The sequence below is a fragment of the Algoriphagus aurantiacus genome (assembly GCF_035156405.1).
In the GTDB taxonomy this organism is placed as follows: domain Bacteria; phylum Bacteroidota; class Bacteroidia; order Cytophagales; family Cyclobacteriaceae; genus Algoriphagus; species Algoriphagus aurantiacus.
In genome coordinates, this window is record NZ_JAXRUT010000043.1 from 1 (window position 1) to 24,581 (window position 24,581).

24 protein-coding genes are annotated in these 24,581 nt (G+C 41.2%); 16 read left to right on the top strand and 8 right to left on the bottom strand.

From position 1 onward, the window contains the following. Positions 1 to 611: 611 nt before the first annotated feature. A complete protein-coding gene (locus SYJ56_RS24515; protein ID WP_323838803.1) occupies positions 612 to 1,016 on the bottom strand; it encodes a MauE/DoxX family redox-associated membrane protein in 405 nt (134 codons plus the stop codon). A gap of 436 nt (positions 1,017 to 1,452) precedes the next feature. Here SYJ56_RS24515 and SYJ56_RS24520 point away from each other — a divergent pair, with 436 nt between their 5' ends. The 11 genes from SYJ56_RS24520 (at position 1,453) to SYJ56_RS24570 (ending at position 12,315) form a co-directional block, all read left to right on the top strand. Next, positions 1,453 to 2,040 carry a cyclic nucleotide-binding domain-containing protein gene (locus SYJ56_RS24520; RefSeq protein ID WP_323838804.1) on the top strand — a complete coding sequence of 196 codons (588 nt, stop codon included), beginning with the start codon at positions 1,453 to 1,455 and terminating at the stop codon, positions 2,038 to 2,040. Further along, positions 2,037 to 2,951, top strand: coding sequence for a terpene synthase family protein (locus tag SYJ56_RS24525; protein ID WP_323838805.1), 915 nt, complete (start codon positions 2,037 to 2,039; stop codon positions 2,949 to 2,951). Before SYJ56_RS24520 ends, SYJ56_RS24525 begins: the two co-directional genes overlap by 4 nt. A gap of 14 nt (positions 2,952 to 2,965) precedes the next feature. After that, positions 2,966 to 3,160, top strand: coding sequence for a hypothetical protein (locus SYJ56_RS24530; RefSeq protein ID WP_323838807.1), 195 nt, complete (start codon positions 2,966 to 2,968; stop codon positions 3,158 to 3,160). A gap of 283 nt (positions 3,161 to 3,443) precedes the next feature. Beyond that, a complete protein-coding gene (locus SYJ56_RS24535; RefSeq protein WP_323838809.1) occupies positions 3,444 to 4,088 on the top strand; it encodes a DUF6266 family protein in 645 nt (214 codons plus the stop codon). Between the two features lie 218 nt (positions 4,089 to 4,306). Then, the gene (locus SYJ56_RS24540) at positions 4,307 to 6,205 is read left to right on the top strand and encodes a hypothetical protein (protein ID WP_323838811.1); all 1,899 of its coding nucleotides are present in this window, start codon (positions 4,307 to 4,309) and stop codon (positions 6,203 to 6,205) included. A 904-nt stretch (positions 6,206 to 7,109) separates the two neighbouring features. After that, positions 7,110 to 8,279, top strand: coding sequence for a metallophosphoesterase (locus tag SYJ56_RS24545; protein WP_323838812.1), 1,170 nt, complete (start codon positions 7,110 to 7,112; stop codon positions 8,277 to 8,279). 1,867 nt (positions 8,280 to 10,146) lie between these two features. Next, entirely contained in the window at positions 10,147 to 10,575 is a 429-nt protein-coding gene (locus SYJ56_RS24550) for a DUF5675 family protein (RefSeq protein WP_323838813.1), read from the top strand. Then, positions 10,551 to 10,784, top strand: coding sequence for a hypothetical protein (locus tag SYJ56_RS24555; RefSeq protein WP_323838815.1), 234 nt, complete (start codon positions 10,551 to 10,553; stop codon positions 10,782 to 10,784). The genes SYJ56_RS24550 and SYJ56_RS24555 overlap by 25 nt, the downstream gene beginning before the upstream one ends. Before the next feature lie 207 nt (positions 10,785 to 10,991). Then, on the top strand, positions 10,992 to 11,234 hold the full coding sequence (locus tag SYJ56_RS24560) for a hypothetical protein (RefSeq protein ID WP_323838817.1): 243 nt from the start codon (positions 10,992 to 10,994) through the stop codon (positions 11,232 to 11,234). 332 nt (positions 11,235 to 11,566) lie between these two features. Further along, a complete protein-coding gene (locus SYJ56_RS24565) occupies positions 11,567 to 11,803 on the top strand; it encodes a hypothetical protein (RefSeq protein ID WP_323838819.1) in 237 nt (78 codons plus the stop codon). Positions 11,804 to 11,967: 164 nt separating this feature from the next. Beyond that, positions 11,968 to 12,315 (top strand): hypothetical protein, encoded by a 348-nt coding sequence (locus SYJ56_RS24570; protein WP_323838821.1) that lies wholly within the window; start codon positions 11,968 to 11,970, stop codon positions 12,313 to 12,315. A 224-nt stretch (positions 12,316 to 12,539) separates the two neighbouring features. Here SYJ56_RS24570 and SYJ56_RS24575 read toward each other — a convergent pair whose 3' ends face one another. Next, positions 12,540 to 12,824, bottom strand: a complete 285-nt coding sequence (locus SYJ56_RS24575; protein ID WP_323838823.1) for a hypothetical protein — start codon at positions 12,822 to 12,824, stop codon at positions 12,540 to 12,542. A gap of 131 nt (positions 12,825 to 12,955) precedes the next feature. Then, positions 12,956 to 14,182, bottom strand: a complete 1,227-nt coding sequence (locus SYJ56_RS24580; RefSeq protein ID WP_323838825.1) for a cation:proton antiporter — start codon at positions 14,180 to 14,182, stop codon at positions 12,956 to 12,958. A 307-nt stretch (positions 14,183 to 14,489) separates the two neighbouring features. Here SYJ56_RS24580 and SYJ56_RS24585 point away from each other — a divergent pair, with 307 nt between their 5' ends. Next, the gene (locus SYJ56_RS24585; RefSeq protein ID WP_323838827.1) at positions 14,490 to 14,759 is read left to right on the top strand and encodes a hypothetical protein; all 270 of its coding nucleotides are present in this window, start codon (positions 14,490 to 14,492) and stop codon (positions 14,757 to 14,759) included. Between the two features lie 211 nt (positions 14,760 to 14,970). After that, positions 14,971 to 16,437 (top strand): pyruvate kinase, encoded by a 1,467-nt coding sequence (locus tag SYJ56_RS24590; protein WP_323838829.1) that lies wholly within the window; start codon positions 14,971 to 14,973, stop codon positions 16,435 to 16,437. A 43-nt stretch (positions 16,438 to 16,480) separates the two neighbouring features. Here SYJ56_RS24590 and SYJ56_RS24595 read toward each other — a convergent pair whose 3' ends face one another. The 3 genes from SYJ56_RS24595 to SYJ56_RS24605 form a co-directional block, all read right to left on the bottom strand. Then, positions 16,481 to 17,104, bottom strand: coding sequence for a zinc-binding dehydrogenase (locus SYJ56_RS24595; protein WP_323838832.1), 624 nt, complete (start codon positions 17,102 to 17,104; stop codon positions 16,481 to 16,483). Positions 17,105 to 17,240: 136 nt separating this feature from the next. After that, positions 17,241 to 18,296, bottom strand: a complete 1,056-nt coding sequence (locus tag SYJ56_RS24600) for an acyltransferase family protein (protein ID WP_323838834.1) — start codon at positions 18,294 to 18,296, stop codon at positions 17,241 to 17,243. Between the two features lie 4 nt (positions 18,297 to 18,300). Then, a complete protein-coding gene (locus SYJ56_RS24605; RefSeq protein ID WP_323838836.1) occupies positions 18,301 to 18,855 on the bottom strand; it encodes an ankyrin repeat domain-containing protein in 555 nt (184 codons plus the stop codon). A gap of 319 nt (positions 18,856 to 19,174) precedes the next feature. Here SYJ56_RS24605 and SYJ56_RS24610 point away from each other — a divergent pair, with 319 nt between their 5' ends. From SYJ56_RS24610 to SYJ56_RS24615, 3 genes are all read left to right on the top strand, one after another. After that, positions 19,175 to 21,238 (top strand): helix-turn-helix domain-containing protein, encoded by a 2,064-nt coding sequence (locus SYJ56_RS24610; protein WP_323838838.1) that lies wholly within the window; start codon positions 19,175 to 19,177, stop codon positions 21,236 to 21,238. 492 nt (positions 21,239 to 21,730) lie between these two features. Then, on the top strand, positions 21,731 to 22,021 hold the full coding sequence (locus SYJ56_RS26095) for a four-helix bundle copper-binding protein (RefSeq protein WP_465038403.1): 291 nt from the start codon (positions 21,731 to 21,733) through the stop codon (positions 22,019 to 22,021). A 97-nt stretch (positions 22,022 to 22,118) separates the two neighbouring features. Further along, positions 22,119 to 22,847, top strand: a complete 729-nt coding sequence (locus SYJ56_RS24615) for a DUF3891 family protein (RefSeq protein ID WP_323838840.1) — start codon at positions 22,119 to 22,121, stop codon at positions 22,845 to 22,847. 85 nt (positions 22,848 to 22,932) lie between these two features. Here the strand turns inward: SYJ56_RS24615 and SYJ56_RS24620 are convergent, their stop codons facing one another. Both SYJ56_RS24620 and SYJ56_RS24625 read right to left on the bottom strand, forming a co-directional pair. Then, on the bottom strand, positions 22,933 to 23,280 hold the full coding sequence (locus tag SYJ56_RS24620) for a hypothetical protein (protein ID WP_323838842.1): 348 nt from the start codon (positions 23,278 to 23,280) through the stop codon (positions 22,933 to 22,935). Positions 23,281 to 24,153: 873 nt separating this feature from the next. After that, complete coding sequence (locus SYJ56_RS24625) at positions 24,154 to 24,333, bottom strand: hypothetical protein (RefSeq protein WP_323838844.1); 180 nt, start codon at positions 24,331 to 24,333, stop codon at positions 24,154 to 24,156. Positions 24,334 to 24,581: the final 248 nt, after the last annotated feature.

The following is a 24,581-nucleotide window of genomic DNA, read 5'->3' on the forward strand; positions in this document are numbered from 1 at the left end:
TAAATCATTTTAAATTCTTAAAACCAACACTTGTCCGCCGTGGCGGAACCAACACCAACAACCAACAACATTTTCTACCTAACCTCAATCTCACCTTTAGGTCCCGGGGGTAAATCATTTTAAATTTTCAATTCCTACATTTTAAATTCTTTCAACCAACAACTATTAACCCATTAACCCTTAACCTCTCTTTTCTCCGTGCATCTCTGTGATCATCAACAACCAAACACTTTCAACTGGCATAATACATTCTACTCAAAATCCCCCTAGCCCCCTTTGCTAATGGCTGTAATATTTTATTCTATTGCTGCTATAAGGGGGAGTTGATCCGCCGTTCCAATTAGAATCTATAAATCATTTTAAATTCTTAAAACCAACACTTGTCCGCCGTGGCGGAACCAACACCAACAACCAACAACATTTTCTACCTAACCTCAATCTCACCTTTAGGTCCCGGGGGTAAATCATTTTAAATTTTCAATTCCTACATTTTAAATTCTTAAAACCAACAACTACTAACCAATTAACCCTTAATCTTTTAACCCTTAACCTCTCTTCTCTCCGTGCATCTCTGTGATCATCCAATCTCCAATCTCTTAATCTCCAATCTCTTAATCTCTAATCTTCCAATCTCCCAATCGTAACCCCCACACCGCCACCCCAATAAACCCCAAATTCATCCAAAAATGCTCCGCCCAACCCAGACTCTCCAATATCCCCGCACAGTTGCACGGCACCCTCGGAAATGCTCCTACCCAGATCAGTCCCACGTAAGTGATAAATACAGTAAGCAGTAATATGCTTCCCAGATATCCCCACCACCTCGTCACCGAGAAGAGCAGGAGCAGGGCAAGCAGCAACTCTACAATAGGTACCGCATAAGCCAGCACTTCTGCCAATTCACCTGGAAAGGTCTGGTTATGAAAAGCATTCCTGCTTGCCTTCCATCTGATCAGTTTATCCAGACCCGTAAAGGTCCAGAGCAGAATTAGAATGGTACTTATAACCTTGTTCATAATCATATCATCTTAGTTAGCAGTGACTAACTCCCTCTCCTCGAGGAGAGGGCTGGGGTGAGGTACTTAAGATTCTGTTCATAATCATATCATTTTTAGTACTGCCTAACTCCCTCTCCCGGGAACGAAGTGATTCGGGAAGAGGGACGGGTTGAGGTAGGTGAGCCCTAGAATTTAATTCTCATTGAAAATTAATTGACATAAATCAAAAAATGGCAGGAGCTATTTCCGCTTGCATGATATAATTATGCTAAATCAGGAAATTTTTCCGACTTTATTGAAAGTATTTTATGATTACTAAAAATTACCTCTTGCAATTGTGATTTTCTTAACATAAACTTAACTCACAGTTATCGATTGTTTACTCGATTTTTTGAAGTTTCTACACCATTCAAACTTCATATTTTCTTTTGGTTTAAACTTTTAATGCAGGGTTATGGACATATATATGGAGCAAATGAAGGCTGATTACGACCAACTGGTAGATGGACTAGATGCTAGCTACAAGAAATTGGACCTGTATGTAGATCTTCGAAAAGCAAAGAAGAACGAGATACTTAAAAAGACGAGCAGTGTGGAGAGCTGCAGCAGATACCTATGCAGTGGATTTGTAGGCCTTTTCCAAGAAGGAGAGGAACGGGATATACTGACTGAGATTTTTATGACTTCGGATGTGGCTTTTGATTCCGAATCTTACCTGAATGCATCAAGGACCGATTTTTATCTGAAGTGTCTATCTGACATCATATTTATAGAACTCAGCAAAAAAGCAGAATCCCAGGTGATTGAAAATCATCCCAAATTTGTAAAGCTGGGACTAGCCATTAACCATCGCATGCTTAGTAGGCAGGGGGAGCGCTCCCGGATCAAAAACCTTGGGATTTCCAGAGGCTATCCGGAATTTGTCAACGCATTGCCAGGAATAGAGAAACTGCTCACACAGTCAGAACTTGCTTCTTATTTCAATTGTACAGACCGCACTGTAAGGTCTGTATTGAAGGAATATAAATCCAAGCAAAAATGATGACCTACAGCTTTCCTTCTGCTTTGAATATTCATACCCTTTCACTGGATAGGGATACCTGCCAGTGGGCTATAATTGAAGGAGTTCTTGACCCTATACAGCTGAGTGTATGGGCGGATCAAAAAATCAACTGGTTTGCGGGATACTTATTTCCCCGTATGTCTGCCTTCAAGTTAGAAAAAGTGATGAAGTTGTTTTGCTGTCTTTTTATCCTGGATGATCTAATGGATACCCTTCCGTCAAATCAATCTCTTGAGCTTTTGGAAAAGTTGCTCCCTACTCAAAATGAAAAGGTATCAGATCATAAACTATCTCCACTGCCAAGGGTATTGAATGATATAGTATGTCATGTATCCACATTCGGAGATACTGCTTGGGGATTTACTTTTCAAAACTATTGGTATCGATACATAGATGCACAAAAATGGGAAGTGCTGAATAAACAATCCGGAGTTCTTCCATCTTTTCCAGAGTACAAGGAGCGAAGAATGGATAGTTCGGGAGTATATATTGCCCTGCACCTCCTAAAAGATACGTGGAAAAGTGATTCTTGTGCCGTCCGCCTCTTGGATTACAAGGTAGCCCGGATAATATGTCTCAGCAATGATGTGATTTCAATGGATAAGGAAAGGGATGCAGGCGATTTTCATAATGAATTGCTGTTGCTTCAGCATTATACCGGCTGTTCTTCAGGGCTATTAACAGCGTATGCGGATAACCAGTTAAAGAGGTTGGTTTCGGAGGTGGTTGTGTTGATGGATACTGGCGACTTCCAAGATGCTGAGGTACAGGATGGTACAAAAACTTATATAGAGGAGCTAAAACTGCTGGTGGGAGGCTGCCACTATTGGTCTCAGCAGGACACGTTGCGATACGGAGCTTCTATCAACGGATGTTTACAAAAGAACTAAAATGGAGGTTTGCTATGATCAAAAAACGCTGTGTCATATACCCCAAGGATGTACAGATTATCACTGGAAGAAGTGAGCGATACGGTCATTCGCTACTGGGTAAAATCAGGATATGTTACCGGAAAAAGCCGCACCAGTTTGTCACGCTGCATGAGTTTGCCGAATTCTCAGGGATACCGCTAGGTCAGGTAGAAAGCTATATATATTGAAGGAGTACTTGGTTCCAGTGCTAGTACCTGACTTTTTCACATACATCCCTATATAATTCCCCTTTTACTTTCATCAATCGAAAAACCAACGACTGCCAAACCATGCTTTTCTTCGACTCTTCTTCGACTTTTCCTCGGAATTGCTACGACTTTGCATCAGTTGATACCAAAAGAAAAGGCGAGCCTGCTTTATTGAAATAAGAACTGAGGATAAGGAAAACCAAGTCATATAAAATCGATCAATTCACGTCCGGCTCAGGCAGGATTTAAACTAGTCAAGCTTATGGCAATTATTGAAAACAATATTTTGGGGAAAATCTCAGGAAAGCTCGGGAATATGGTATTCTATGAGCGTAATGGAAAAACTGTGATCAAAAGCCTTCCCTCTAAGAGCAGTACCCCTCCAAGTGCCAAGCAGCTTTACCAGCGAGCTGCTTTTAAGATCGGGCAGCAGTTCCTGACACCTTTGCGGGCTGAACTCGAAATTGGTTTTGCCAAGAGTAGCCTGGCGCTAAGTCAGGGATTCAACCGTGCACTATCTGTAATATTAAAAACAGCTATTCTTAATGAGGGAGGCAATCCGGTTCTATATCCTGAAAAAGTCAAAATTTCCGAAGGGGATTTATTGGGTGTGGAAATTCCGGCGGCTCAATGGATAGGTGGAAATCTTCTGGAGATAGCGTGGGTTCCCAATGCCTTTATGGGGCATGCGAAAGAAGCTGACCGATTGTTTGTGGTAGCCTACGATCCGGACAGCGGCAGGAAGTGGGCTATTATAAAAGGCAATTACAGAAAGACAGGAAGCCAGCAGATCCAGTTTCCCTGGTCTGGGGAGCTTCAGGGAAGATTCTATATTTACCTCTCTTTTTTTGCAGAGGTCAACCGGGGAAAAGAGTTTTCTGATTCTGTTTGTCTGGGGAGGGTGTGAGTAGTCTGTGGGGGCGAATGATTATTCGCCCGTGTATCCTCAATCCAGTTCGGGGACAGACTATCCCGTTTCTTTCGTCACAGAACAGGTTGTTGCCTTTAAAAGACAGATTAGGTCATATCAACTGATTAAAATAAACTAACAAATTTGCTTTTGGATAAATCAGTGGAATTAGTTGTATTTGCGGGTAATTTCCTGTTTTTAAAAGCCATAACTCCATGCATTATCCCTGCCTATTTCTAAGTCTATGTATGGTTCTAGGCTTGTCTTTAATGGGCTTTGCCCAGGATCTACTACAGGTTACTATTGATGCCAAAGCAGCTGAATGTGACAGTGGTCAGGGGGAAATATCTGTAGGCTTTCCCGATCAGCATTCCCGAGAGGTGGAATTGTACGATTTGCACGGCGAATTAATTCTTTCGAAAACTACTGCTTCTGACCATGTCACTTTTACGGACTTAGTTCCCGGGGTGTACTCAGTGAAAGTAATACAACAAGGAGCGTCAGAATATTTAAAAGCTGTAAAAGTATTAAACAGGTCTTATGATGAAAGAATTAAATTAAGAACTGGTGTGGTAGATACTTCGTGCAGGAATATTTATCGGGATGGCTGGACACTATTTAAAGGATTTCCTTATACTGGTTTTCAGGATTTTGATATGACTGATTATCAGTCCTTAGTTGTATATTTTTTTGACGATAAAGGAAGCAATTATCAGACCACGGATACAGAAGATGATGGCATAGTCTCGGTAGTATCCCAAGGGGTTGATCCCGGAGTATACCATGTTATGCTCGAATACAATGGTTGTTTTTATCCTCTTGAGGAAGACTTTATTGTTTCCCCGCTTGTAATAGCGGATTTTGAAGTGAAATCCAATTATGAAGTCAAGTGTGGAGAGGTGATTACTGTACGTCCGGAATCTGTGCATAACTATGAATATGAACTTTATACTCAAAATGGAGACCTGGTTGAGACCGGAAAGGAATTTGAAATAGGCAAGGCTGGAATATATTACCTTCAAAACAAGCTCGAGGGTTATTGTGCAATCACCCATCAGATTAATGTCACAATGCTTGGAGGACAGCTGGTCCCGGAAGTGACAAAGGAAGGCGATGTGTGCGACGGAAAAATAACCTTAGTAGCCTCCACAGCGGAATCGACCAATGATGAGGATGAGTATAGGTGGTATGATTTTACAACCGACCAAGAGTTGTCGGCAGGATCCAAACTGGAAGTGGTTGAAGATGGTATCTACTATGTTAGGATAGGAGAACCCTCTAATCTTGGGTGTACCGAAATTTCTGAGCCAATTGAGGTGGCAGGTCTTACTTTACCTTATATACCTAAACTTGTCCTGACTGACAAGGAATGGTGTGAAGGCGAGGCTAATACATTGATTCTGGAAGGTCTCCCAGATGATAAAGATTTTGAAATCAGTTGGTATGTGACTACAACCGAAGGGATTAGAGAACTTTATGAAGCGGAAGGATTGCGCCAACTGGATATTTTTGAGCAAGGTCTGTACACGGTATCAGTACGAACAGGAGTCTGTGCTCCCAATCAGACGGAGTTAGAGGTGCTTCAGCAAGAAGATTCACTTTTGGTTTTTGATTCTAGGTATGACTTATGTGAATATGGGGATTCGAATCCTTTGGTGTTGAATGCTGGAGATGCAGTAAAGGCAGAATGGATGGTTGAAGGTCAGATAGTTGGACAGCAGAATACTTTCATGCCTTACCTTCCGGGAAGTTACCGCTTACTCAAGTACTATTCACCAAACTGTTACACTGAATATACATTTATGCTCACAGCCAATTGCGCTGCAGCGGTAAGGTTTACCACTGGCATAAGTAGCTCAGATCCCAATAAGGGGTTTGCAGTATTTATGAATTCCTATGTGGAGTCATTACAGCTAAGCATCTATGATCGCTGGGGACAATTGCTTCTATATGCAGATGAGACTCATCCCCTTATCAATTCTTCAGAGGGTATTTGGAATGCAAAATCAGGTCGGGTTTCACTTCCTCCCGCCAACTACACTTTGGTTCTTTGGTATCAAGGTGCTGACGGAGAAGTCCACAAGCAGACATCCAACCTTACTGTTATTGACTGATTAACCATTTTAGCTTTCGTTTAACTCACCACCTTTGCCTATGATCCTCCTCGAGGCGGTAGAAAGGATGCCACCAAGACAACTACCGGAAGTCTGGTCTCCAGCAGATCCACTTTCCCTGGTCGTCTGATCTGCAGGGAAGATTCTATATCTACCTCTCTTTTTTTGCAGAGGTCAACCGGGGAAAAGAGTTTTCTGATTCTGTTTGTCTGGGGAGGGTGTGAGTAGGGTTGGGGCGAATGATTATTCGCCCTTACATCGGTCACCGTGGTCTGTGTCACCCAGACCATCTTATATCATCTAGCATAAGTCCCCAGACTTTTATTGCGCCGCTGTTTGTGTCATCACGAACGGCTTAGATTACCTTTATTACTATATCAGCCAGGCTTGTACTCACCTAATTGCTATCTAAGGAGCTGGTATTTTCATTCTGGATCCACCCTTTTGTTTCATTGGAAATATATCTATCCCTTTCAGGTCTAGAACCAATTCCTCGCCATTTTGCGATGGGCGCTACCCATCGCTGGGATATACTGACCTTTCAGGCCAGATTCAATCATGAAGTAAGGGCGAATGATTATTCGCCCTTACATCGGTCACCGTAGTCTGTGTCACACAGACCATCTTATACCATCTAGCATAAGACTCCAGACTTATACTGCGCCGCTGTTCGTGTCATCACGAACGGCTTAGCTTAAGGGTTGGTTTTGCTGGCAAGAGTGATGACACGCCATCTGAGCTATCGGATTCGACCACTGAATGGAGGAAAGATCTCTTATGAAGTTCTTTCCCCAAGTTCTATCACCCATATGATTTCTGTCCCTCTTTTATGGTATTTGGTCACAATAAGTTGAACCTGACATTCCTCCCAAATACTTTCGCTGGCTATCAAAAATACAATCAAATGATAAGGATACTTAGGTATTTCAAACACCTGGCAGTGACAGTTCTTGCTTTGCTTGTCGTCGCAGTAATTGTCGGTTTAAATATAGGAGCAGCGGTACATTATACTGATGACCCCACCGGACTTCCTTTGAATCTTGAAGGCCCACATGTTTTCTTTAAAAATGATAGTACTCTGGATATAAACTATATAATGGGCAATAAGGAGGACGGGTTTTATCTGGATCAGCAGAAGCACTCGATTAAAACGGCCATTAAGGCGACTTGTTTCTTTCCCCTAGATTCTTCAAGCTTTGAATTTACTATCTCCGCCGGGTTCGAAATTCCTGCCACGGTCTATGATGACGATTCACCTATTCTGGCCATTTCTGATATTGAAGGCGGGTATAGGACATTTCGTGATTTCCTTATTCACAGTAATGTAATCGATAAGGAGCTCAGCTGGACCTTTGGAAAAGGGCATTTGGTACTGCTTGGAGATTTTGTTGATCGTGGCTGGTCAGTAACCCAGGTACTTTGGTTTATCTATAAACTAGAGCAGGATGCTGCAAAGCATGGAGGTACAGTCCATTTTATACTTGGCAACCATGAGCTCAAAAATATGCAGGGTCATCATCAAGCCACCGCGGACAGATACTATGCAGCAGCAGCTGTATTGGGAAAGCATGTAGACAATTTGTATGATTCCAATTCATTCATAGGCCGGTGGATGGCAAGTAAAAATACGGTCGAGAAGATTAATGGCAATCTATTCGTGCATGGTGGACTACATCCCGATCTGACGAAATCTGACTTTTCCCTTGAGAAGATCAATGAAATCATAAGAAATCACTATGACCACTTCTACCTTTCGGAGCCTGGGGAATCAGCGGAGCAATTAATCCTATCAAACACCACAGGAGTGGCATGGTACAGGGGGTATTTCAAAGAAGACCTGAAGCAAGACCAGATCAACCAAACACTGGATCACTTTGGTGCCAGAAGGGTTATTGTAGGACATACTTTACAATCAGAGATAACCAGCCTATTCGAAGGAAAAGTAATTGGAATAGATGTAAAACATCCAAAAGACTATCAAAAATATTGGCCTTTTCATGAGTCGGAGGGATTACTGATCTCTGGAGATCATGTTTACCGAGTATTGCATGATGGATCAAAAGAATTGCTTTAATGTATCTACCATTACCCAGAGCAGCTTGCCCTAGGCAGGTCTTTGGGCTACTAGCCTTTGCGAAAACTCGAATATTTTGGGTTATTAGCTATATAAAAAACACAATAAACACATAGTTTTAACCCTTAGAAATGGAGCAGTGGTCACATAATTTTTACTGCTGTTTGAGAATTAGCTTTAGCCGTTCGTGACGACACGAACGACGAGGAAATTCTATATTTACCTCTCTTTTTTCGCAGAGGTCGGCCGGAGAAAAGAATTCTCGGATTCTGTGTGCTTGGGGAGAGTGTGAGTAGTGTGTTGGGGCGAATGATTATTCGCCCTTACATCGGTCAGTGATTAAAGTTGTGTTTTTTGGGGAATCCGAGATCCACCAATATTTAGGCTGCGAGAAATCTCAAAAATCAATTCGGTCTGGAATCTTTAGGCTTTGCTGATTTTTTTTACTGATTTGAAATCGAGCATGACTAAAAAGTCACACACTGGGATGATTATAGTACATTCTACTCAAAATCCCCCTAACCCCCTTTGCTAATGGCTGCAATATTTTGTTCTATTCCTGCTATAAGGGGGAGTTGACCCACCTTTCCAATTAGAATTTATAAATCATTTTGAATTCTTAAAACCAACACCAAACAACTAACAACCCTTGTCTACCAATAATATTTGCTCAAGGGGGAGTTGCTATCATCTCCGCAAATACATAGTGCTACCAATCTTGTGCAAGTCTTTCGCCTCCTTTCGTATCATCACTTTCGCCGCTGTTCGTGTCCACACGAACAGCTTAGGTTGCCTTTAATTACTATATCAGCCAGGCTTGTTATTAGGGCGCGTTGGATATCGCAGCAGAGAGCGATAGTACTCCTTTTACACCAATCATTACTATTCGGAATATGCTGCTTAAAAACTTAATTATACGAATGATCTGCATATTCAGATCAGACTGCACATTCAATTGATAGCCAGTGTGATATAATTGAATTTTCCTGCATGTTTAACCTAAACCCCATATATATATGGCAAAACAAGCAGGAGTAATTACACTGAACGGTAAGGTAGGAAGACTCTCTTTCTACAAGACCAAGGACGGGTATCTGGCCCGTGAAAAAGGAGGCGTGAGCAAGAGCCGCATTATGAACGATGCGCGCTTTGCACGAACCCGGGAGAACCTGAAGGAATTCGCCGACAATGCCAGCTCGGCCAAGCTCTTCCGGGATGCGTTGCGCCCGGTAATCGCCAAGATCGGAGACAGAAGACTGAACCTGAGAATTACCCAGGTGATGATGAAGATACTTCAGTCGGATCTGGTGAACAACCGTGGTGAGCGTATGGTAAGAGCTGGAGACTGGAATCTGCTGAAGGACCTGGAACTGAATGCTGCAAGTTCACTGGGCAGCACGCTATTTCTGGAGATCGGGTATACAGATTCNTATGGTAAGAGCTGGAGACTGGAATCTGCTGAAGGACCTGGAACTGAATGCTGCAAGTTCACTGGGCAGCACGCTATTTCTGGAGATCGGGTATACAGATTCCCCAACCTCTTGGGATGTAGCCATCCCGGCCTTTGTACCGCAGGACTTTGTGGCCTTGCCCAAAGGTGCTACGCATTTGCGCATCACTGCAACGGGAGTGGGACTGGATTTCGCGAGTGGAGGAAGAGCTGTACAGACTGGCGTATCGGGTTTGCTTCCGGTGATTGATCCGGCTGCGGCGATTAGTCTTTCGGTAGACAAGGCCTTGCTGCCGGGTACACATAGAGCCTTTGTGCTGAGTGTGGAATTCATCCAGATGGTGAACGGCAGTGAGTACTCCATCAATAATGGAGCGCACAATGCCGCTAAGATCGTCGGCCTGGAACAGGTATAAGATGAGACTGGTACTTCACCGCAAGTACAAAGCAACAGTAACCCTTGGGAGGTTATTTCTGGGTCAAAAGCAGCTTTGCTTTACCCGGGAGCCTCCCAGGGTCTGCTTTGGTACGGACTCCACCTGTATGGAGGAAGGCGTGTACGAACTGGAAGCCATCCACTCAGAGGAAAAAGGCTGGGAGATCGGGATAGCTGATAAAGGAAAAGTGGCCAGACTTCCCATAGGGTGTAGCCTGGCATCCAATACAGTTTACCCCGTTACCAGCTACCGGGCCGATGGCACTCCATTGTTCACCAGACTCGCGCACCTCAAGCTGATGGAAAGGCTGGAGCGGGAATGGGATCGTGGGGAAATAGTAGAGCTGCAGGTGGTGTCGGAAGGAGTTCCTTATCTCTTGGAATCATGTCTGGAGCAGAGCTACTTCTGAGTGCTGCGGGAGCGGTGACGGTGATGCTGCTTTCGGTGATCGCCTACTTCCTGAAGCTACTGATCGAGGATACCCGTCAGCTGAGCACCGAGTTGGCCAAGCTGAAAGAGCTCTTTATCCGTCTGGAAGCCGAGCAGGCACTGATCAAGACAGTAATGCAGCGTACCCGCAGTCCGCCCAGGAGGCCTGCCTCCCGAAGGGAAGGATAAGCGCTTGAACATAACACGTCATCCGATAGCTATCGGATGCGAGGAGGCTGAAAGCCGACGTGGCAATCCTGACTAAGTACTTCTCACAACTGGACTGCTTCGTCCTTCGTCCTCGCAGTGACGTAGTCCCACTGTCTCCCGACACCGGACATCCGACATCCGACACCGGACAACAAGCAACAAACAACTAATAACTAATAACAAACCATGAACATACTAACAGAAGTAAAAGACCGGGCCCTCGCGCCCACACCGCCTTTCTTTCAGAAGCTGAAGAAGGCAGGATTGATCATCGCCGCTATTGGCACAGCCGTGCTGACTGCACCTGGGACGGTACCAGCCATACTGCTAGCCTATGCAGGCTATGCCGTGACAGCAGGAACTGTCTTGGTGACAATTTCCCAATTGACCGTCAATGACGGAGCCTTTGAGAAAGTGTTGATGAATTAAGAGAAACAGATTAATAAGTTAAAGCCGGGGGGGATATTCTCTCCGGTTTTTTTATGGTTTTTAACCAAAGTGGACACGGAGGTTTTTCACAGAGCGCGCAGGATTAATTGATATCCTTCACCACCGTTCGTGTCTCAGGGTTAGAATGTATCAATCTGTGTAAATAGTGACACATATACGGATGGCATAATTCAATTAGAAAAATTTGTAATAACTTATTTTCATTCATTGGGTGCCATAGAGAAGCATTTATTCCTTTTCTTATGGATTCAGTATTGAGGTATGGATTTTGGTTTTCAAAGTATATTATAAATCACTAAACTAACCATACTATGGACACAGAAAGAAGAGAAGGCAACGTTGCCAAAACTATTGAATCCCAAACAGCAAAAATTCCATCTGATGTATTTCTTTGGTCTGCGATCTCCGTAATGGGAATATCTCTTGGGCTAAAAATTTTCAAACAAAATAAAACAGCTTTGTTTGTCGGTCAATGGGCTTCCCCATTTTTGCTATTAGGAATCTATAACAAGATAGTTAAAGTAGAAGGGTCTGATAAAGACAGTTGATAGGATAAGTCTCATGGGTATGCTTTTTCTAAAAAGGAATTCCCGTGAGGTTACTATTTAGTTGTATGTAAATCCAAAATTTCACTCTGGATAATGGCAGTTCTATATACAATAGGGGTCAATATCCAGAGCTGAAATTCCAATTGATTGATGAAATATATTTTATGTGTTATCAATTAGCAAAAGTAAAGAAAATGGAATCTGATGAAGTAAAATTGTATTCATGGAAGTTCAGTTCATGGAGAAAAAGTGCTAATCCAGTAGGGCAGGGGTTTCCTTTCGAGGAAATAAGTCCCAAACCAAATGAACCTGAGATCCTTCCAGATCCTAATCTTCCCGAAGAAGAGGAATATCTGCCGGGTGAGGAGGAGAATCCGTTGGAATATCCCAAGAGGGAAATCGATGATCCATATCAACCTGACCGCGAGCAGGATTTTCCACCGAAAAGGGAAGAAGAAATACCACAAGAAGAACCTAGAAAGTTCAGGGCGGAAAATATTCCGACCTTTTAATGACTTGTATTTAGTAGCACATGACTGCAATGATATTTTATTGCGAGAAATACTAATTCAACATGGAGTATTCAACTACTATAGTTTGATATTCAGTGTTTTGCGGTAATTTTTAGTATTGAGCGGCTTTGGTTTTATTATACCAAACTTTGTCCAAAGCTTGCAGAATTTTTCTGGACTCCGCGCACCCCCAATTCATCTTATGGATTCAGGATAGACAAGGCTTAATTGGTAATATTTCCATCTTTATCCTTTCTATTTAAACACTCAAATTGAAAGGCTAAAGCGTAGTTGGCGTGATCTCTTATAATAGTCCTGATAACTTTGTCAATTCGATGGGATTCCAATTCAGAGCCCTCCAAGAATTTGATGTACCATGTCTCCATTGGCTTTTCTTCAAGCTTTTCCTTATACAAATTTATTTTAAAAACCGGATCGGGATTTTTTAAGTGAAGGTTAAGTTCATGCTCACCAATGAAAATGAAGCTGTGTTGGGTCAGAGTTTCCATAGTCAGTTGTTAGGGATTCAACTTACCCCAATTTAAAAAAAAACGAGAGACAAATCAATTGATTATCAAGGATATATCTAGATGGTATGCAAAATTAGAACTACTAGGTGACGGAGGGATATTTTTTATTCTTACTTGCCAGTATTGGCTTTCTTATTCAAATATCTTATTGCAGGCGCGGCTGTAATACCATGAATCAGTATTGACATGGCTATGGAGAATGTGACAATTGACCATAGTTCATCTTCAGATTCAAAAGCTATTTCATTTAGAGCAAAAGAAAGATAAAACAGTGAGCCCATCCCGCGAATTCCAAAAAAACTGATTAGAAATTTTTCCCTGCGATGAAGATTGGTTCCAAGCAAACTTAGATAGGCAAATAAAGGACGGATGATCAGTATAAACACCAAAGAGAAGAGCACCATTTTCCAGGTTAGAAAGTCCAGAATCCCCTGCACAATAGCCCCACCTAGCAACAACAAAAGTACGGCAACAAACATTTTCTCTATCTGTTCTATAAAGGAGTGCATAGAAGTGTGATACTCATGCTCCTTTTCATAATGTCTTAGGGTAATAGCACACACGAAAACTGCAATGAAACCATATCCGTGCAGTAATTCAGTAAGACCATATGCCAGTAAAGTCAAAGAAATAGCCAAAAAAGCATCTAGATTATCCAGCATTTTAAATTTCTTCGAGAAGTTGAATAAAAAGTAGCCTATTGCTTTGCCCAAGATGTATCCCAGCACAATTCCCCCAATGATCTGATAGAGAAAATGGTAGGTAAACCAGGATAAGATTGATTTCTCCCCACCTATGCCCATACTTGCAACAGTGATTGCAAGCCAGGTAAATGGAAATGCCATTCCATCGTTAATCCCTGCTTCTGAGGTTAGGATGAATTTAGAGAAGGGGTTGTCGTGGTCATTTGGCGGTCCCACCTGCACATCTGATGCTAACACAGGATCCGTCGGAGCCAAACATGCGCCTAGCAGAATCGCAGCAGCCAAATTTAAATCCAGCATATAATATCCGAGTGCCACAGCGGCAACCATGCATAATAGCATGGCAATGAAGACCAACCTCAAGGTGGATGTCCACTTCCGGATGGAGAAAGGGAGATCGATTTTAATTCCCGCTCCCATTAATGAAATAATCACAATCAGTTCAGTGAGATGGAGAATAGCTGTACTATTGTCTCTGGGAAGGGGGCTTGGCAAATTTTCCGAGAAAAAAGTATATAGTAGATATCCCCCGATCAAGTAAAAAATAGCATAGGATATCCCCACTCTTTTTGATAAAAGCGATATCCAGGGCATAGCAAAAGTAGCTACTCCTATTACCACTAGTGAAAACATAAATTTGTCCATTGCTCGTTTACAAGATTGACTGCTGTCAACTATTGGAAGGCTTTAAGGCCTATCCGAGCCATTGGCAGCGTAACTTTTTTGATACAGATAGTTTTAGGAAGTTTTTAGTCAGAGTGCAGCTATACAGTTTACCTAAGTGACAAAAAACTAAAGTCCCAAATTCGATTGGGTTTATGGTCCATACTTCTTTACCAATAAGAATTTAAGTCAGGATGATTTCTATTCATATCCTTCTTTTTCAAAAGTGGTTATTTTGATGGACTCCTAGCTAGGCCATTTTTAGGATTAAATCAAATTGGCTAAAATTACCATCAAAGAAAGTCAAGTGAACCAGAATAAGTTAATAATAAGTGAAACGGATACTCCAAAATCATACCTTTTTGATTTCAATGTCATTACTGAAGAACCGGAAATGCCAACAATGATTTCGGAGCTGTTTATTGAGGAGCAAGGTGAAGTTATTTTAAAGCATTTAATTCATTTTATTGTGTTGAGAGAATTCAACGGGTTGAGAAGATATGTCTCACTTAGCGTATTAAAGGCATCTATTGTGGAAACACTTTGAGGGATAATCTGAAGATTTAATTCAGAAAACTCTAGTACTTTTAATTTAGGAGTCCAATTGCAGAATAATAGCGGGAATCCATAGGGAGTACAACTTACAGGACTGCCAGATTAATAATTTTTAAGGGAAGTTTAGGCTAAAATTTTGTTAGGTGTCCGAAATAACATTTACCGAAAAAAATATTCAGTTTTAGGTTTAATCAGAATCCAGAATGGAAGTCAAATTGGAAGAAGTAAGTCGACAGCTCATAACGCTAGAATCAGAAATGGATCAGGTGCCCCAGAATTTTGCAGGGATTTTGGCGCAGATTCACCCGAGCCAGACTATTTCGGCTCACAACCTGTTGAAATATCTTATTTTGAGAAAGACAGATATCCAAGACCTTCAGCAAGACCTCCACTTGATGGGGCTATCTTCTTTGGCGAGCTGTGAGAGTCATACACATTTTCAGATTCAGTCGACCTTGGAGCGTTTAGGAAGAGAGTTTCAAGAAAAAGACTTAAGTACCGCAGAATACGGTGCAGAGCGTATTAGGATGAAGAGTGAATTGTTGTTTGGAAAAACACATAAGGACTGGCCATCATCTATAATGGTAACGATGGATTCATCTTTTCTGCAAAAGAAAAATACTATCCGGGATCTTCTTAGAAACGGTATGGGAGTGGCAAGGATCAATTGCGCCCATGATGATCAGAAAGTGTGGGGGAAGATGATCCGTAAGATTCGAGAGGAAAGTAAAAAGGAGGGAATTGAATGTAAGATTCATCTAGATCTGGCAGGTCCCAAACTACGGGTAGTGCTCTTGCAAAAAGGGAGAAAGTCGGGAAAAGTAAAAATAAAACAGGGCCTTACGATATGGTTGGCTGAATCACCGGAAATGTTTTCAGAAAGTGATGTGGTAATCAGTCCGGGAGAGCCTGGCGTAATTCAGACATTGAATCTTGGAGAAAGGGTTTACATAGATGACGGATTGATCCTGGCTAAAGTGGTGGAGATAGGAAAGCAGGGGGTGCGTCTAAAAATTGAGCGGGACTCATCTAAAAAATCCAAGATCAAAGGAGAAAAGGGAATCAACTTTCCCGATTCCAATCTATCCATTTCATCATTAACCGAATATGATATAGCATGCCTTCCATTTGTAATGAGTCATGCAGATACCATTGGATTTTCCTTTGTACGTAAAGCTTCAGACCTGGAGAAACTGAGGGAAGAGCTAGGCGGATTTTCCAGTGATATTCCTCCAATCATTCTTAAAATAGAAACTAAAGAAGCGGTAGATAATCTACCTCAATTGCTTCTGGAAGGGATGAATAGTCCATGTTTTGGTGTGATGATCGCAAGGGGAGATTTGGCAGTTGAGATTGGATTCGAACGACTGGTGGAAATTCAGGAGGAGATTTCCTGGCTATGTGAAGCAGCACATACACCGGTAATCTGGGCAACCCAGGTATTGGAAAACCTCCATAAATCCGGTATTGCTTCACGTGCAGAAATCACGGATGCCGGTCGTGCCGCTATGGCCGAATGCATCATGATCAATAAAGGCGAGCATACATTACAAGTACTTAAGACGCTTCGGGACATAGCAGAAAGAAGCCGTGGACTGAAGATGAAAAACCGGTTGGTCTTTAGGGTGCTGAGGATCGCAGAACAGTTTTTTCAAGACCAGAAAAACTAGGCAACAACTATCTCTTTGGAAAGATTTTTCTCTGGATTTCTAGTTATGGTTTTAAGATAACTTTAACACAGTCTTCTTCTTTGTGCCTAAAATTATGATAGGCATGTTCAACTTCAGAAAGTGGTAAACGATGTGTAATGATGTCATCTAATGTAACTTTTCCTTCAACAACATATTTCAATAACTGATCAATATGCTTATGCACCGGTGCCTGACCGCCTTTTAGAGTTATTCCTTTATCGAAAAATTGTCCAACTGGGAAATTTTCATAAGTACCAATATAAACGCCCAATACAGAGATAATACCATTTCTCCTAACAGCACTCAGACAAGCCTCCAACACTTTTGGAGATCCTTTTTCTAAATTAAACACTGCTTTAGCTCGATCTATCAAACCTCTTTCAGGTTCAAAACCAACAGCTTCAATACAAACATCTGCACCTGGGTTGTTTGTAATGGAGCGCACATATTCCACTACATTTTTACCATCAACATCATCTTCCCATAAAATACCTTCTGCATTGGCTGTCTTGATCGCTTTGTCCAAACGGTATTGGACCATGTCCACAATTATAACACGTGCCGCCCCTCGTAGCCATGCACTTTTGGCAGCCATGATACCTACCGGACCAGCCCCAAATATGAGCACGGTTTCGCCGCTTTTCACTTCGCCCGAATCAATACCTGTGTAGCCTGTTGGAAAAATATCAGTGCATGGTCTTCCCGATAAAAATCGGGACAGGCTATAACGAAACCTAATGTAAAATCCGGGTTTAATTGTTAAAATAGTAGCTCATGATTTATTATTTCAGTCCAAACAGAGGTCTGAGGAAAGGTGTTTTTCGTATCAATTCATATGTGCCAAAACTACCCGCAAACGTGAATAGCAAAACTAATATGAACTGCAACTGAACGGGGACCGCCATCGGAAAGACCAAAAGTGATCCTAAATACAAGAATATCATGTGAAGAATATACACAGGGTAGGCAGCCTGACTCAGATGGGAAAGAGTTTTGCTGGGTCCTTTGAGATAGAGACTGCCAAATGCAAAAACGGCTAAAATCCATGAAAAGGATTCTATGGCTAATAAATAGGCAGGAGGTGAGCTGGCAAACTGGCTCATTCTAACTACAAACAACAGCAATCCGGCTATCAGGAATATCCATCGATAAGTTTGGGTCATTTTCCAGAAAGGTTCTCCACTGAGGACAAAGCAAAAACCGAAAAAGAACGCCAACAGCCCCAACATAAATCCATGCCAGGTCATCGCATAGAGTTCGAAAGGTAAGGGGTTGATCAAAACTGCCTCTGCTACAAAAGCAGCCAACACCAGCAAAAGTCCCCAAGGCTTGCTGAGAGCCTTTTTGATTCCAGATACTAGCCTGCCAGATTCATTTTTTTTCATTAGGTAAAAAACCGGAGACAAAAGAACCACATAACAAAAGATGTTTCCCAAAAACCATAGGTGACCTGGAGTCCAGGAATACTTCAGATCCATGCCATAATACAAACGCCAAACCAGTAGGTGAAGAGGAACTATGGCGAACATTCCAAATACAAAAGGCAACAGAATTCTTCTCGTCCGCTCCTGAAGCAATTGGATCCAGTTGCGGGACTGCATAGCAAAATATAACCCCATCCCTGAGACAAAAAACAGGAGTGGAATTCTCCAGATATTGAGAAGAGTCATGGGCCGCCACAAGGCAGCCCAGGGTTCATCTGAGGTAATAAAACCAATCATCCTACCCCAAGACTGAAATCCAATGGCAACATGATAGATCAGGAGCAGTCCGATTGCAATCACCCTCAACCAATCAATATCGTATCGTCTGCCAGTAATGTGATTTAAGTTTTCCATGTGATCAGCTCAACATTTTTGCAATTTCCGGTCTGATTTTCTCCAGGTAGGTATAGTCCAGTTTGAGGCCCATTGGTTCCAGCATTCCGCTCATTATATCATAGACTTCTTTTACGTCGGCAAATGGCACCGCTACATTATCATAGGCAGTGGTACCATATTTATTTTTGATGGTTTTGTCCGCATTCCTTTCCAACAATAGCTGGACTATCTCTGGACGTCCAAAAAATGCTGCTGAAATGAGCGCCGTTGAGCCGTCATTATTTTGGAAATTGATGTCTGCTCCTGCATCCAAAAGCAATACTGCCATATCTTTTTTTCCGAAGATGGCCGCAGTGATCAAAGGGCTTGAGCCACCAAAGGGATCTCTTTCATTAAGATCACTTCCGGCAGCTATATGCTGTTTGACTGCTTCCGTGTTATCGGTAATTACTGCTGTTTGCAAGTCTATTTCGGGCGCCCCTTCTTTTTGGGCGGAAGATGAACTGCAGGAAGCTAATAAGAGCATTGCCATGATAAGTATGGCGAAAATCTGGGATTGAAATTCAAGTTTTTTCATGTGTTTATAATTTGATTTTTGTTGGCCACATGGAATCTCGCATATCTGATAATCATCCCTCTGTGTGACGCTTTCGTCATGCTCGATTTCATAATGGATTTTAGTTTGTTTGAATATCACAAAGTAAAATCCATAGCCATGGTCACACTAAACAGCCTTGCTTCCAAAAGCATAAGTATTTGTCAAATGCATATCAATTATGACGCAGCGATATAAAAAATGACGCAAATAGCCTAAATTCAAGGCCTAGATAGGGTTTTCTAGAATCCTAAACTGGCTTGGTAAGAAACTTTTAAAACATCTTTACTATAAGAATAACATGTCCGAATTATCTCCTCAGGAGAAAGAATTTTTAGATCAGTTGATAGCAAAGATCAATTTGCATATCGCAGAGGAAGAATTTGGTGTGGCCGAGTTGGCCGAGGAGATGCATATGAGCAGATCCAATCTGCTGAGAAAAGTCAAAAAAGTAAGCAATCTATCAGTCAGCCAATTTATTAATCAGATTCGTCTTGAGCGGGCGATGGAGCTCCTTCGCAGCAGTTCATGGAATGTTTCCGAAGTCTCCCATCAAGTAGGATTCAACAGCCCGTCTTATTTTATTAAATGCTTCCGGGAGTATTACGGTTATCCTCCAGGGGAAGTGGGCAAGCATCCCGAACCTGTTGTGGAGGAAAATCCCGACCAACCAACTTCTAAGCCAGGAAACCGAAAATGGATAGCGGCAGCACTGGGACTTGTCCTACTATTCGTAATGGGTGGTATTTGGATGAGCCAAGATTTCTTTGCCGAAAAACTCAGTCGGGAAAAATCCATCATTGTTTTACCATTCAAAAATGACAGTGCCGATTCGACCAATGTTTACCTCATCAACGGACTGATGGAGGCCACGTTGAATAATCTCCAGAAAATAAAAGACCTGAGAGTGCTCAGCCGGACTTCCGCCGAGAAATACAGAGAGAGCAACAAATCCATTCCGGAAATGGCCGATGAACTGAATGTCAATTATTTGGTGGAAGGCAGCGGACAGAAAGTGGGAGACAAAATAGTGTTGAATATCCAGCTTATTGATGGGGCGAAGGATCGCCATCTTTGGAGTAAACAATATCGGAGAGAGGTCAGTGATATTTTTGCCCTGCAGCAGGAAATATCCAAAGACATAGCTCAGGAAATCCAGGCTGTCATTACTCCTGAAGAAAAATCCAGAATTGAAAAGGAGCCCACGAAGAATCTGAAAGCCTACGACTCTTTTATGAAGGGGTTAGATCTATTGAATAAAGGAGGGGATGAAAACTTACTGGAATCCGTCCGTTTCTTTGAAGAAGCAATCCAGGAAGATGAGCGTTTTGCGTTGGCCTATGCCTGTGCTGGAATGGCTTTTTACTATTATGATATGTTCAGGGGCGAAAAGGTTCATCTGGATCAGTTGGGAGTTTATGCAGACAAAGCAATGCTTTACGATCCATCATTGGGTGAAAGCCTGATTGCCAAAGCCATGTATTACCTACTGAAAAAGGAATATAGCCAAGCCTTGCCTTTTCTGGAAAAAGGATTGGAATACAGGCCCAATTCCTCCTTGATCATCGGACTGCTTGCTGACTTTTATGCCAATCATCTTCCCAACACAGAAAAATACCTAGAATATGCGCTCAAAGGCGTGCAGCTGGATGCTGGGTCAAGTGATTCTGCTGTTACCAGCTATAATTATTTAAGGCTGGGGAATGCCCTGATTCAAACTGGTTTTGTGGATGAATCCAGCTATTACCTCGACAAATCCTTGACCTATTTTTCAGGCAACATGTATTCCCGCTATGTCAAGGCCTTTGTCAGCTTTGCACAAGATCAGGATCTGAGTCATACCCGGGATCTTTTAAAAATAGAATTTGACAAAGACACCTCCAGATTTGACATATTGCAGGATTTGGGGAAAGTCAGTTATTACCTGAGAGATTATGATTCGGCCTATTACTACTATAAGCGGTTTAACCGGATCAGGGAGGAGCAAAACCTGAATGTGTATGTTCATGAAAACATGCTTATCGGGGTGGTCTATGAAAAAATGGGGAAAATGGAGGAAGGCCGACGGTACATAGACAGCTATCGAGAATATCTGGAGACAGACCAAACAGCCTACAAAAACCTAGGTTTGACCATGTACTATGTCCATGAAGGAGAGTTTGAAAAAGCGCTAACCCATTTTCGACTCTTTGCCAAGGAGGATAATATTCAGTACTGGGTCATTTTATTTTTAAACAAGGATCCCATCGCAGATGAAATCAAAAACAACCCTGATTACAAAAAAATCTGGGCCGGAGTAGAGGAGAAATTCTGGGACAATAATGCCGAAACCCGAACACGTTTGGAAGAACAAGGACTATTGTAAAGGTGATCGGATGTCAAGAAGGTTGTTATTTCGGGTAAATGTTACATTGACTTCTGATAAGCAAATGCCCTTTCTTTTTCATGTGTTTATAATTTGATTTTCAAAGGTCAGATGGAATCTAAGACTAAGAAGTTTTAGTCATGCTTGATCCTAATTAAAAGACTTTAAACCTTTTCATCATAATCTATACATTTAATTTATTGATGAATGTTCTCTACGTGTTGGGAAAAAACATCTCCATTATAGGTTGATGAAAAGGGAATAGAAGTAAATCAGTCATTTTCTTACTAATGCCAAATTTCATTGTATAGATCCAAAGAGGCATTTTATCTTGGTGATAGAATGGTTTATCTGTCTTTACAGAGTTTTGAGGATCATTTAGATCATAGAACTTCATAGGTTTCTTCAAGGTGGCTAATTTTTTGGTTTACACTCCAGAGAAAAACCTTCATTAAAATGACCGGCTTGACCCCACTTAAAAGCGATTGTTCTATGGCACTTGAGCAGTGCATCAAAGATTGTAATCTTCTGAAAACATCCATTAAAGATATTTCTGGATTGGAGAAATGTGGGGAGATTGCTCAAAGCTGTATTGTAGCCTGTGCAGAATGCCTTGATGCGTGCGAATCGGCCAGATTGGATCGTGGAAAGATGATGGTGGTATGTGCAGAAGCATGTAAACGTTGTGCATCAGAATGCGAAAAACATAATTCAGCCGAGTGTAAGAGATGTGTCATGTCTTGTAAAAATTGCTTGGAAGAATTGGAACATGTCCTAGCTTAATCACTCCTTTGAATAACATAGTAAAAAGATCTACACGCTATGTATGTTGGAATAGTTTAAGACCTCAAAACAACTAGTATAATATTATTCAAGAATCATGATTGTCAGGCCATTTGAGACAGGTTGGGAAATTTATTTTCATAAGGCGCATGCCTTGTTGGCTATGGATATAGGATTAGCCATTGACCATTATTTTTGGCCGGTGCGAAAGTATTTGGCTGCGGGGCTCGAAAGTATTGGTGAGCATGATAATGATCAGCCGATATGGAATAAGCGAGACAATCTGACAGAAGAGGGAACTCCACTGGATTATCGGTCGCGAAAAAAAGTTGATTTAGACCAAGCTAAATCCGTAGTGAAAAGTGCCCGGTATAAATCCTCTTTTATTGCGGTAATGGTTTCACTTCATTGCCAGAATCTTTACAGGGATTCAGCTGAATCCGAAGTACAGGCTTTTTTAGCTGAGCAACAGAATATGAGAACTAAGTACATGGATCATCTCTCCATTACTTCTGAAGCAATTCAACAGAGCTATAAATTCCTACGCTTCTGTGATGATTTTTCACTGGCCTTATGTCAAAATGAATTGATTGAAAAGAAAGAAATAGTAATTAATCCCATAAAAGGAAGTCAAAAAATACAGGTGAGGGCCACAGATAAGGGTTTATTTACGATGGACCCCTGGATTTTCTACGAAGAAAAACTCGTTTTTCCGATTGAGTATTATAGAACCTCCCAAAAGTATTTTAAAAATGACAAAGAATTAAAGATGCATTTAGATCTTGAAAGACCATGTAGGAGAGAATTTATTTTTACTAAAGAGTAGATCTGTTTGGCCAACACCAACCTTCTGTGATGAGAAAGTTCAGGATGGAAGTGAGGAAGGAATTATGCATTGTGCCAACAGAATTCTATCTACTCGGGTCGGTTTTTCTTTCGATAGCTTTTTTTTCCAAATAAGTAATTAGCTGTGCTATTTTTCCGGAGAGGGATCTGGAATATACTTTTTTCCATTTACCGGATTGCAATTCCAGGTTTACGGAATTAATTCTACCCCACCAAAGCATATTAACCTGTTGCACATTCCAGCTCTTAAGGTCATATTCTAGATCTATCACTTCCTTTTTTAAAGGATGCCATATTGTTAGCTTATTTCCACTTCTTTGGATATTATTGCTGTTTTTGGAATTCACCAACAGCACTGCTATTAGGATAAAAATGATAAAAACTGAAATCAAAAATATGAAAAGGAAATTCATAGGGAGGTAACTTTGATGTTTGGAACTACATAGAAATCCAAAAACAATGCCACGGGTCAACTGAATTCCTGATTCCCTAAAAGACTTTTATTGGATTGAATATTAGGTTTTATGTATATCCGCTTTTCTACCAGTAAAGCGACAAAAGTATTATAGGATTCGGAAAACACCAGCGTCAAAATTGCACATGCTTTTGAAACAAAAAAAAGACAAATTAAGTGGTAGTCTAAAATGCTGTCTTGCTACTTTAAAAATTTATTCAGGGAATTTAGAATGATAATTCCTTCTTCCAATTGAAAACGAATTTTTAATGGATTAAACAAAGAATCCATCACTCTCTATATGTCTATGCTTAATAGTGTATACCTCGTAACCACAACCACACATAGGGCAGACGTTTATATTTCCGTTTGATGGTGAAATAGATCTTCTGGCTTCTGATGCTGAATTAAAAGGACCTAAATATTTCCGATCATCTATTGGGGATAGATCAGGACAATCTCTGTCGTGAACTATGAATTGCTTATCTAAACTGGGGGACGAACACAAATAAAAGAATTTCATAACCGTAAAACTGTTTTCTAAATTATATTTTCATTTACAAAACAATTTATACTCCAAAAAAAATGAAGGCTTTAAACCTGAATCAAGGCCTTGCTGAACTTACGGGTTAATTTTTATGGTATTTTGTTATTCAATTCGAGGAAAGAAAGTCCCATTTAGATTTTCTTTAAAGTAGTATAATGCTGAGATCATGGCTAAAATTAGGTATGCGGGATAGTACGGTTATCTTATGTACTCGTGGTGTTCTTGTCAATGATAGCAAGCGATTATAAATCCATAGATTCTATCTCAGATAGGAGCGGAATAGGATCATTTTGAATCCCTTTTTATCTTTTCAGACTTTTGGTTGGGTTTAGGCTCAATAAACTCCTCTTTAGGTTCCTGGTCAGGGACATCTCTTTTTTCTTTCTTGGTTCCGAATGGAGTCACTTTGATATTGTCCTTATCCTTTGGGATTCTTTTGTCCGTATTTTCTGGTTTATCATTCATGGAAGTAGTGGTTAAAGTGAGTATTAATAGTGATTTTAAAGCTGCACGAATTAGGTATTTATTATTTCACCTCCATTTGGATGGAGTATCTGTCCTGTCATGTAACTGGACTGGTCAGAAGCCAGAAAGAGATAACAACCTGAGTTCGATTAATAAAGTGTAGAATTATTGGGATGTGAATATAGATAGAACCAGTACACTTGAGTATATTTAAGTATCTGAAATTCAAACATATACAAGCGGATCAC

What these genes read in the sequence shown, in the direction of transcription:
- SYJ56_RS24515 (WP_323838803.1), bottom strand. Translation starts at nt 1,016, where the DNA reads ATGAACAAGGTTATAAGTACCATTCTAATTCTGCTCTGGACCTTTACG.
- SYJ56_RS24520 (WP_323838804.1), top strand. Translation starts at nt 1,453, where the DNA reads ATGGACATATATATGGAGCAAATGAAGGCTGATTACGACCAACTGGTA.
- SYJ56_RS24525 (WP_323838805.1), top strand. Translation starts at nt 2,037, where the DNA reads ATGATGACCTACAGCTTTCCTTCTGCTTTGAATATTCATACCCTTTCA.
- SYJ56_RS24530 (WP_323838807.1), top strand. Translation starts at nt 2,966, where the DNA reads ATGATCAAAAAACGCTGTGTCATATACCCCAAGGATGTACAGATTATC.
- SYJ56_RS24535 (WP_323838809.1), top strand. Translation starts at nt 3,444, where the DNA reads ATGGCAATTATTGAAAACAATATTTTGGGGAAAATCTCAGGAAAGCTC.
- SYJ56_RS24540 (WP_323838811.1), top strand. Translation starts at nt 4,307, where the DNA reads ATGCATTATCCCTGCCTATTTCTAAGTCTATGTATGGTTCTAGGCTTG.
- SYJ56_RS24545 (WP_323838812.1), top strand. Translation starts at nt 7,110, where the DNA reads ATGATAAGGATACTTAGGTATTTCAAACACCTGGCAGTGACAGTTCTT.
- SYJ56_RS24550 (WP_323838813.1), top strand. Translation starts at nt 10,147, where the DNA reads ATGAGACTGGTACTTCACCGCAAGTACAAAGCAACAGTAACCCTTGGG.
- SYJ56_RS24555 (WP_323838815.1), top strand. Translation starts at nt 10,551, where the DNA reads ATGTCTGGAGCAGAGCTACTTCTGAGTGCTGCGGGAGCGGTGACGGTG.
- SYJ56_RS24560 (WP_323838817.1), top strand. Translation starts at nt 10,992, where the DNA reads ATGAACATACTAACAGAAGTAAAAGACCGGGCCCTCGCGCCCACACCG.
- SYJ56_RS24565 (WP_323838819.1), top strand. Translation starts at nt 11,567, where the DNA reads ATGGACACAGAAAGAAGAGAAGGCAACGTTGCCAAAACTATTGAATCC.
- SYJ56_RS24570 (WP_323838821.1), top strand. Translation starts at nt 11,968, where the DNA reads ATGTGTTATCAATTAGCAAAAGTAAAGAAAATGGAATCTGATGAAGTA.
- SYJ56_RS24575 (WP_323838823.1), bottom strand. Translation starts at nt 12,824, where the DNA reads ATGGAAACTCTGACCCAACACAGCTTCATTTTCATTGGTGAGCATGAA.
- SYJ56_RS24580 (WP_323838825.1), bottom strand. Translation starts at nt 14,182, where the DNA reads ATGTTTTCACTAGTGGTAATAGGAGTAGCTACTTTTGCTATGCCCTGG.
- SYJ56_RS24590 (WP_323838829.1), top strand. Translation starts at nt 14,971, where the DNA reads ATGGAAGTCAAATTGGAAGAAGTAAGTCGACAGCTCATAACGCTAGAA.
- SYJ56_RS24600 (WP_323838834.1), bottom strand. Translation starts at nt 18,296, where the DNA reads ATGGAAAACTTAAATCACATTACTGGCAGACGATACGATATTGATTGG.
- SYJ56_RS24605 (WP_323838836.1), bottom strand. Translation starts at nt 18,855, where the DNA reads ATGAAAAAACTTGAATTTCAATCCCAGATTTTCGCCATACTTATCATG.
- SYJ56_RS24610 (WP_323838838.1), top strand. Translation starts at nt 19,175, where the DNA reads ATGTCCGAATTATCTCCTCAGGAGAAAGAATTTTTAGATCAGTTGATA.
- SYJ56_RS26095 (WP_465038403.1), top strand. Translation starts at nt 21,731, where the DNA reads ATGGCACTTGAGCAGTGCATCAAAGATTGTAATCTTCTGAAAACATCC.
- SYJ56_RS24615 (WP_323838840.1), top strand. Translation starts at nt 22,119, where the DNA reads ATGATTGTCAGGCCATTTGAGACAGGTTGGGAAATTTATTTTCATAAG.
- SYJ56_RS24620 (WP_323838842.1), bottom strand. Translation starts at nt 23,280, where the DNA reads ATGAATTTCCTTTTCATATTTTTGATTTCAGTTTTTATCATTTTTATC.
- SYJ56_RS24625 (WP_323838844.1), bottom strand. Translation starts at nt 24,333, where the DNA reads ATGAATGATAAACCAGAAAATACGGACAAAAGAATCCCAAAGGATAAG.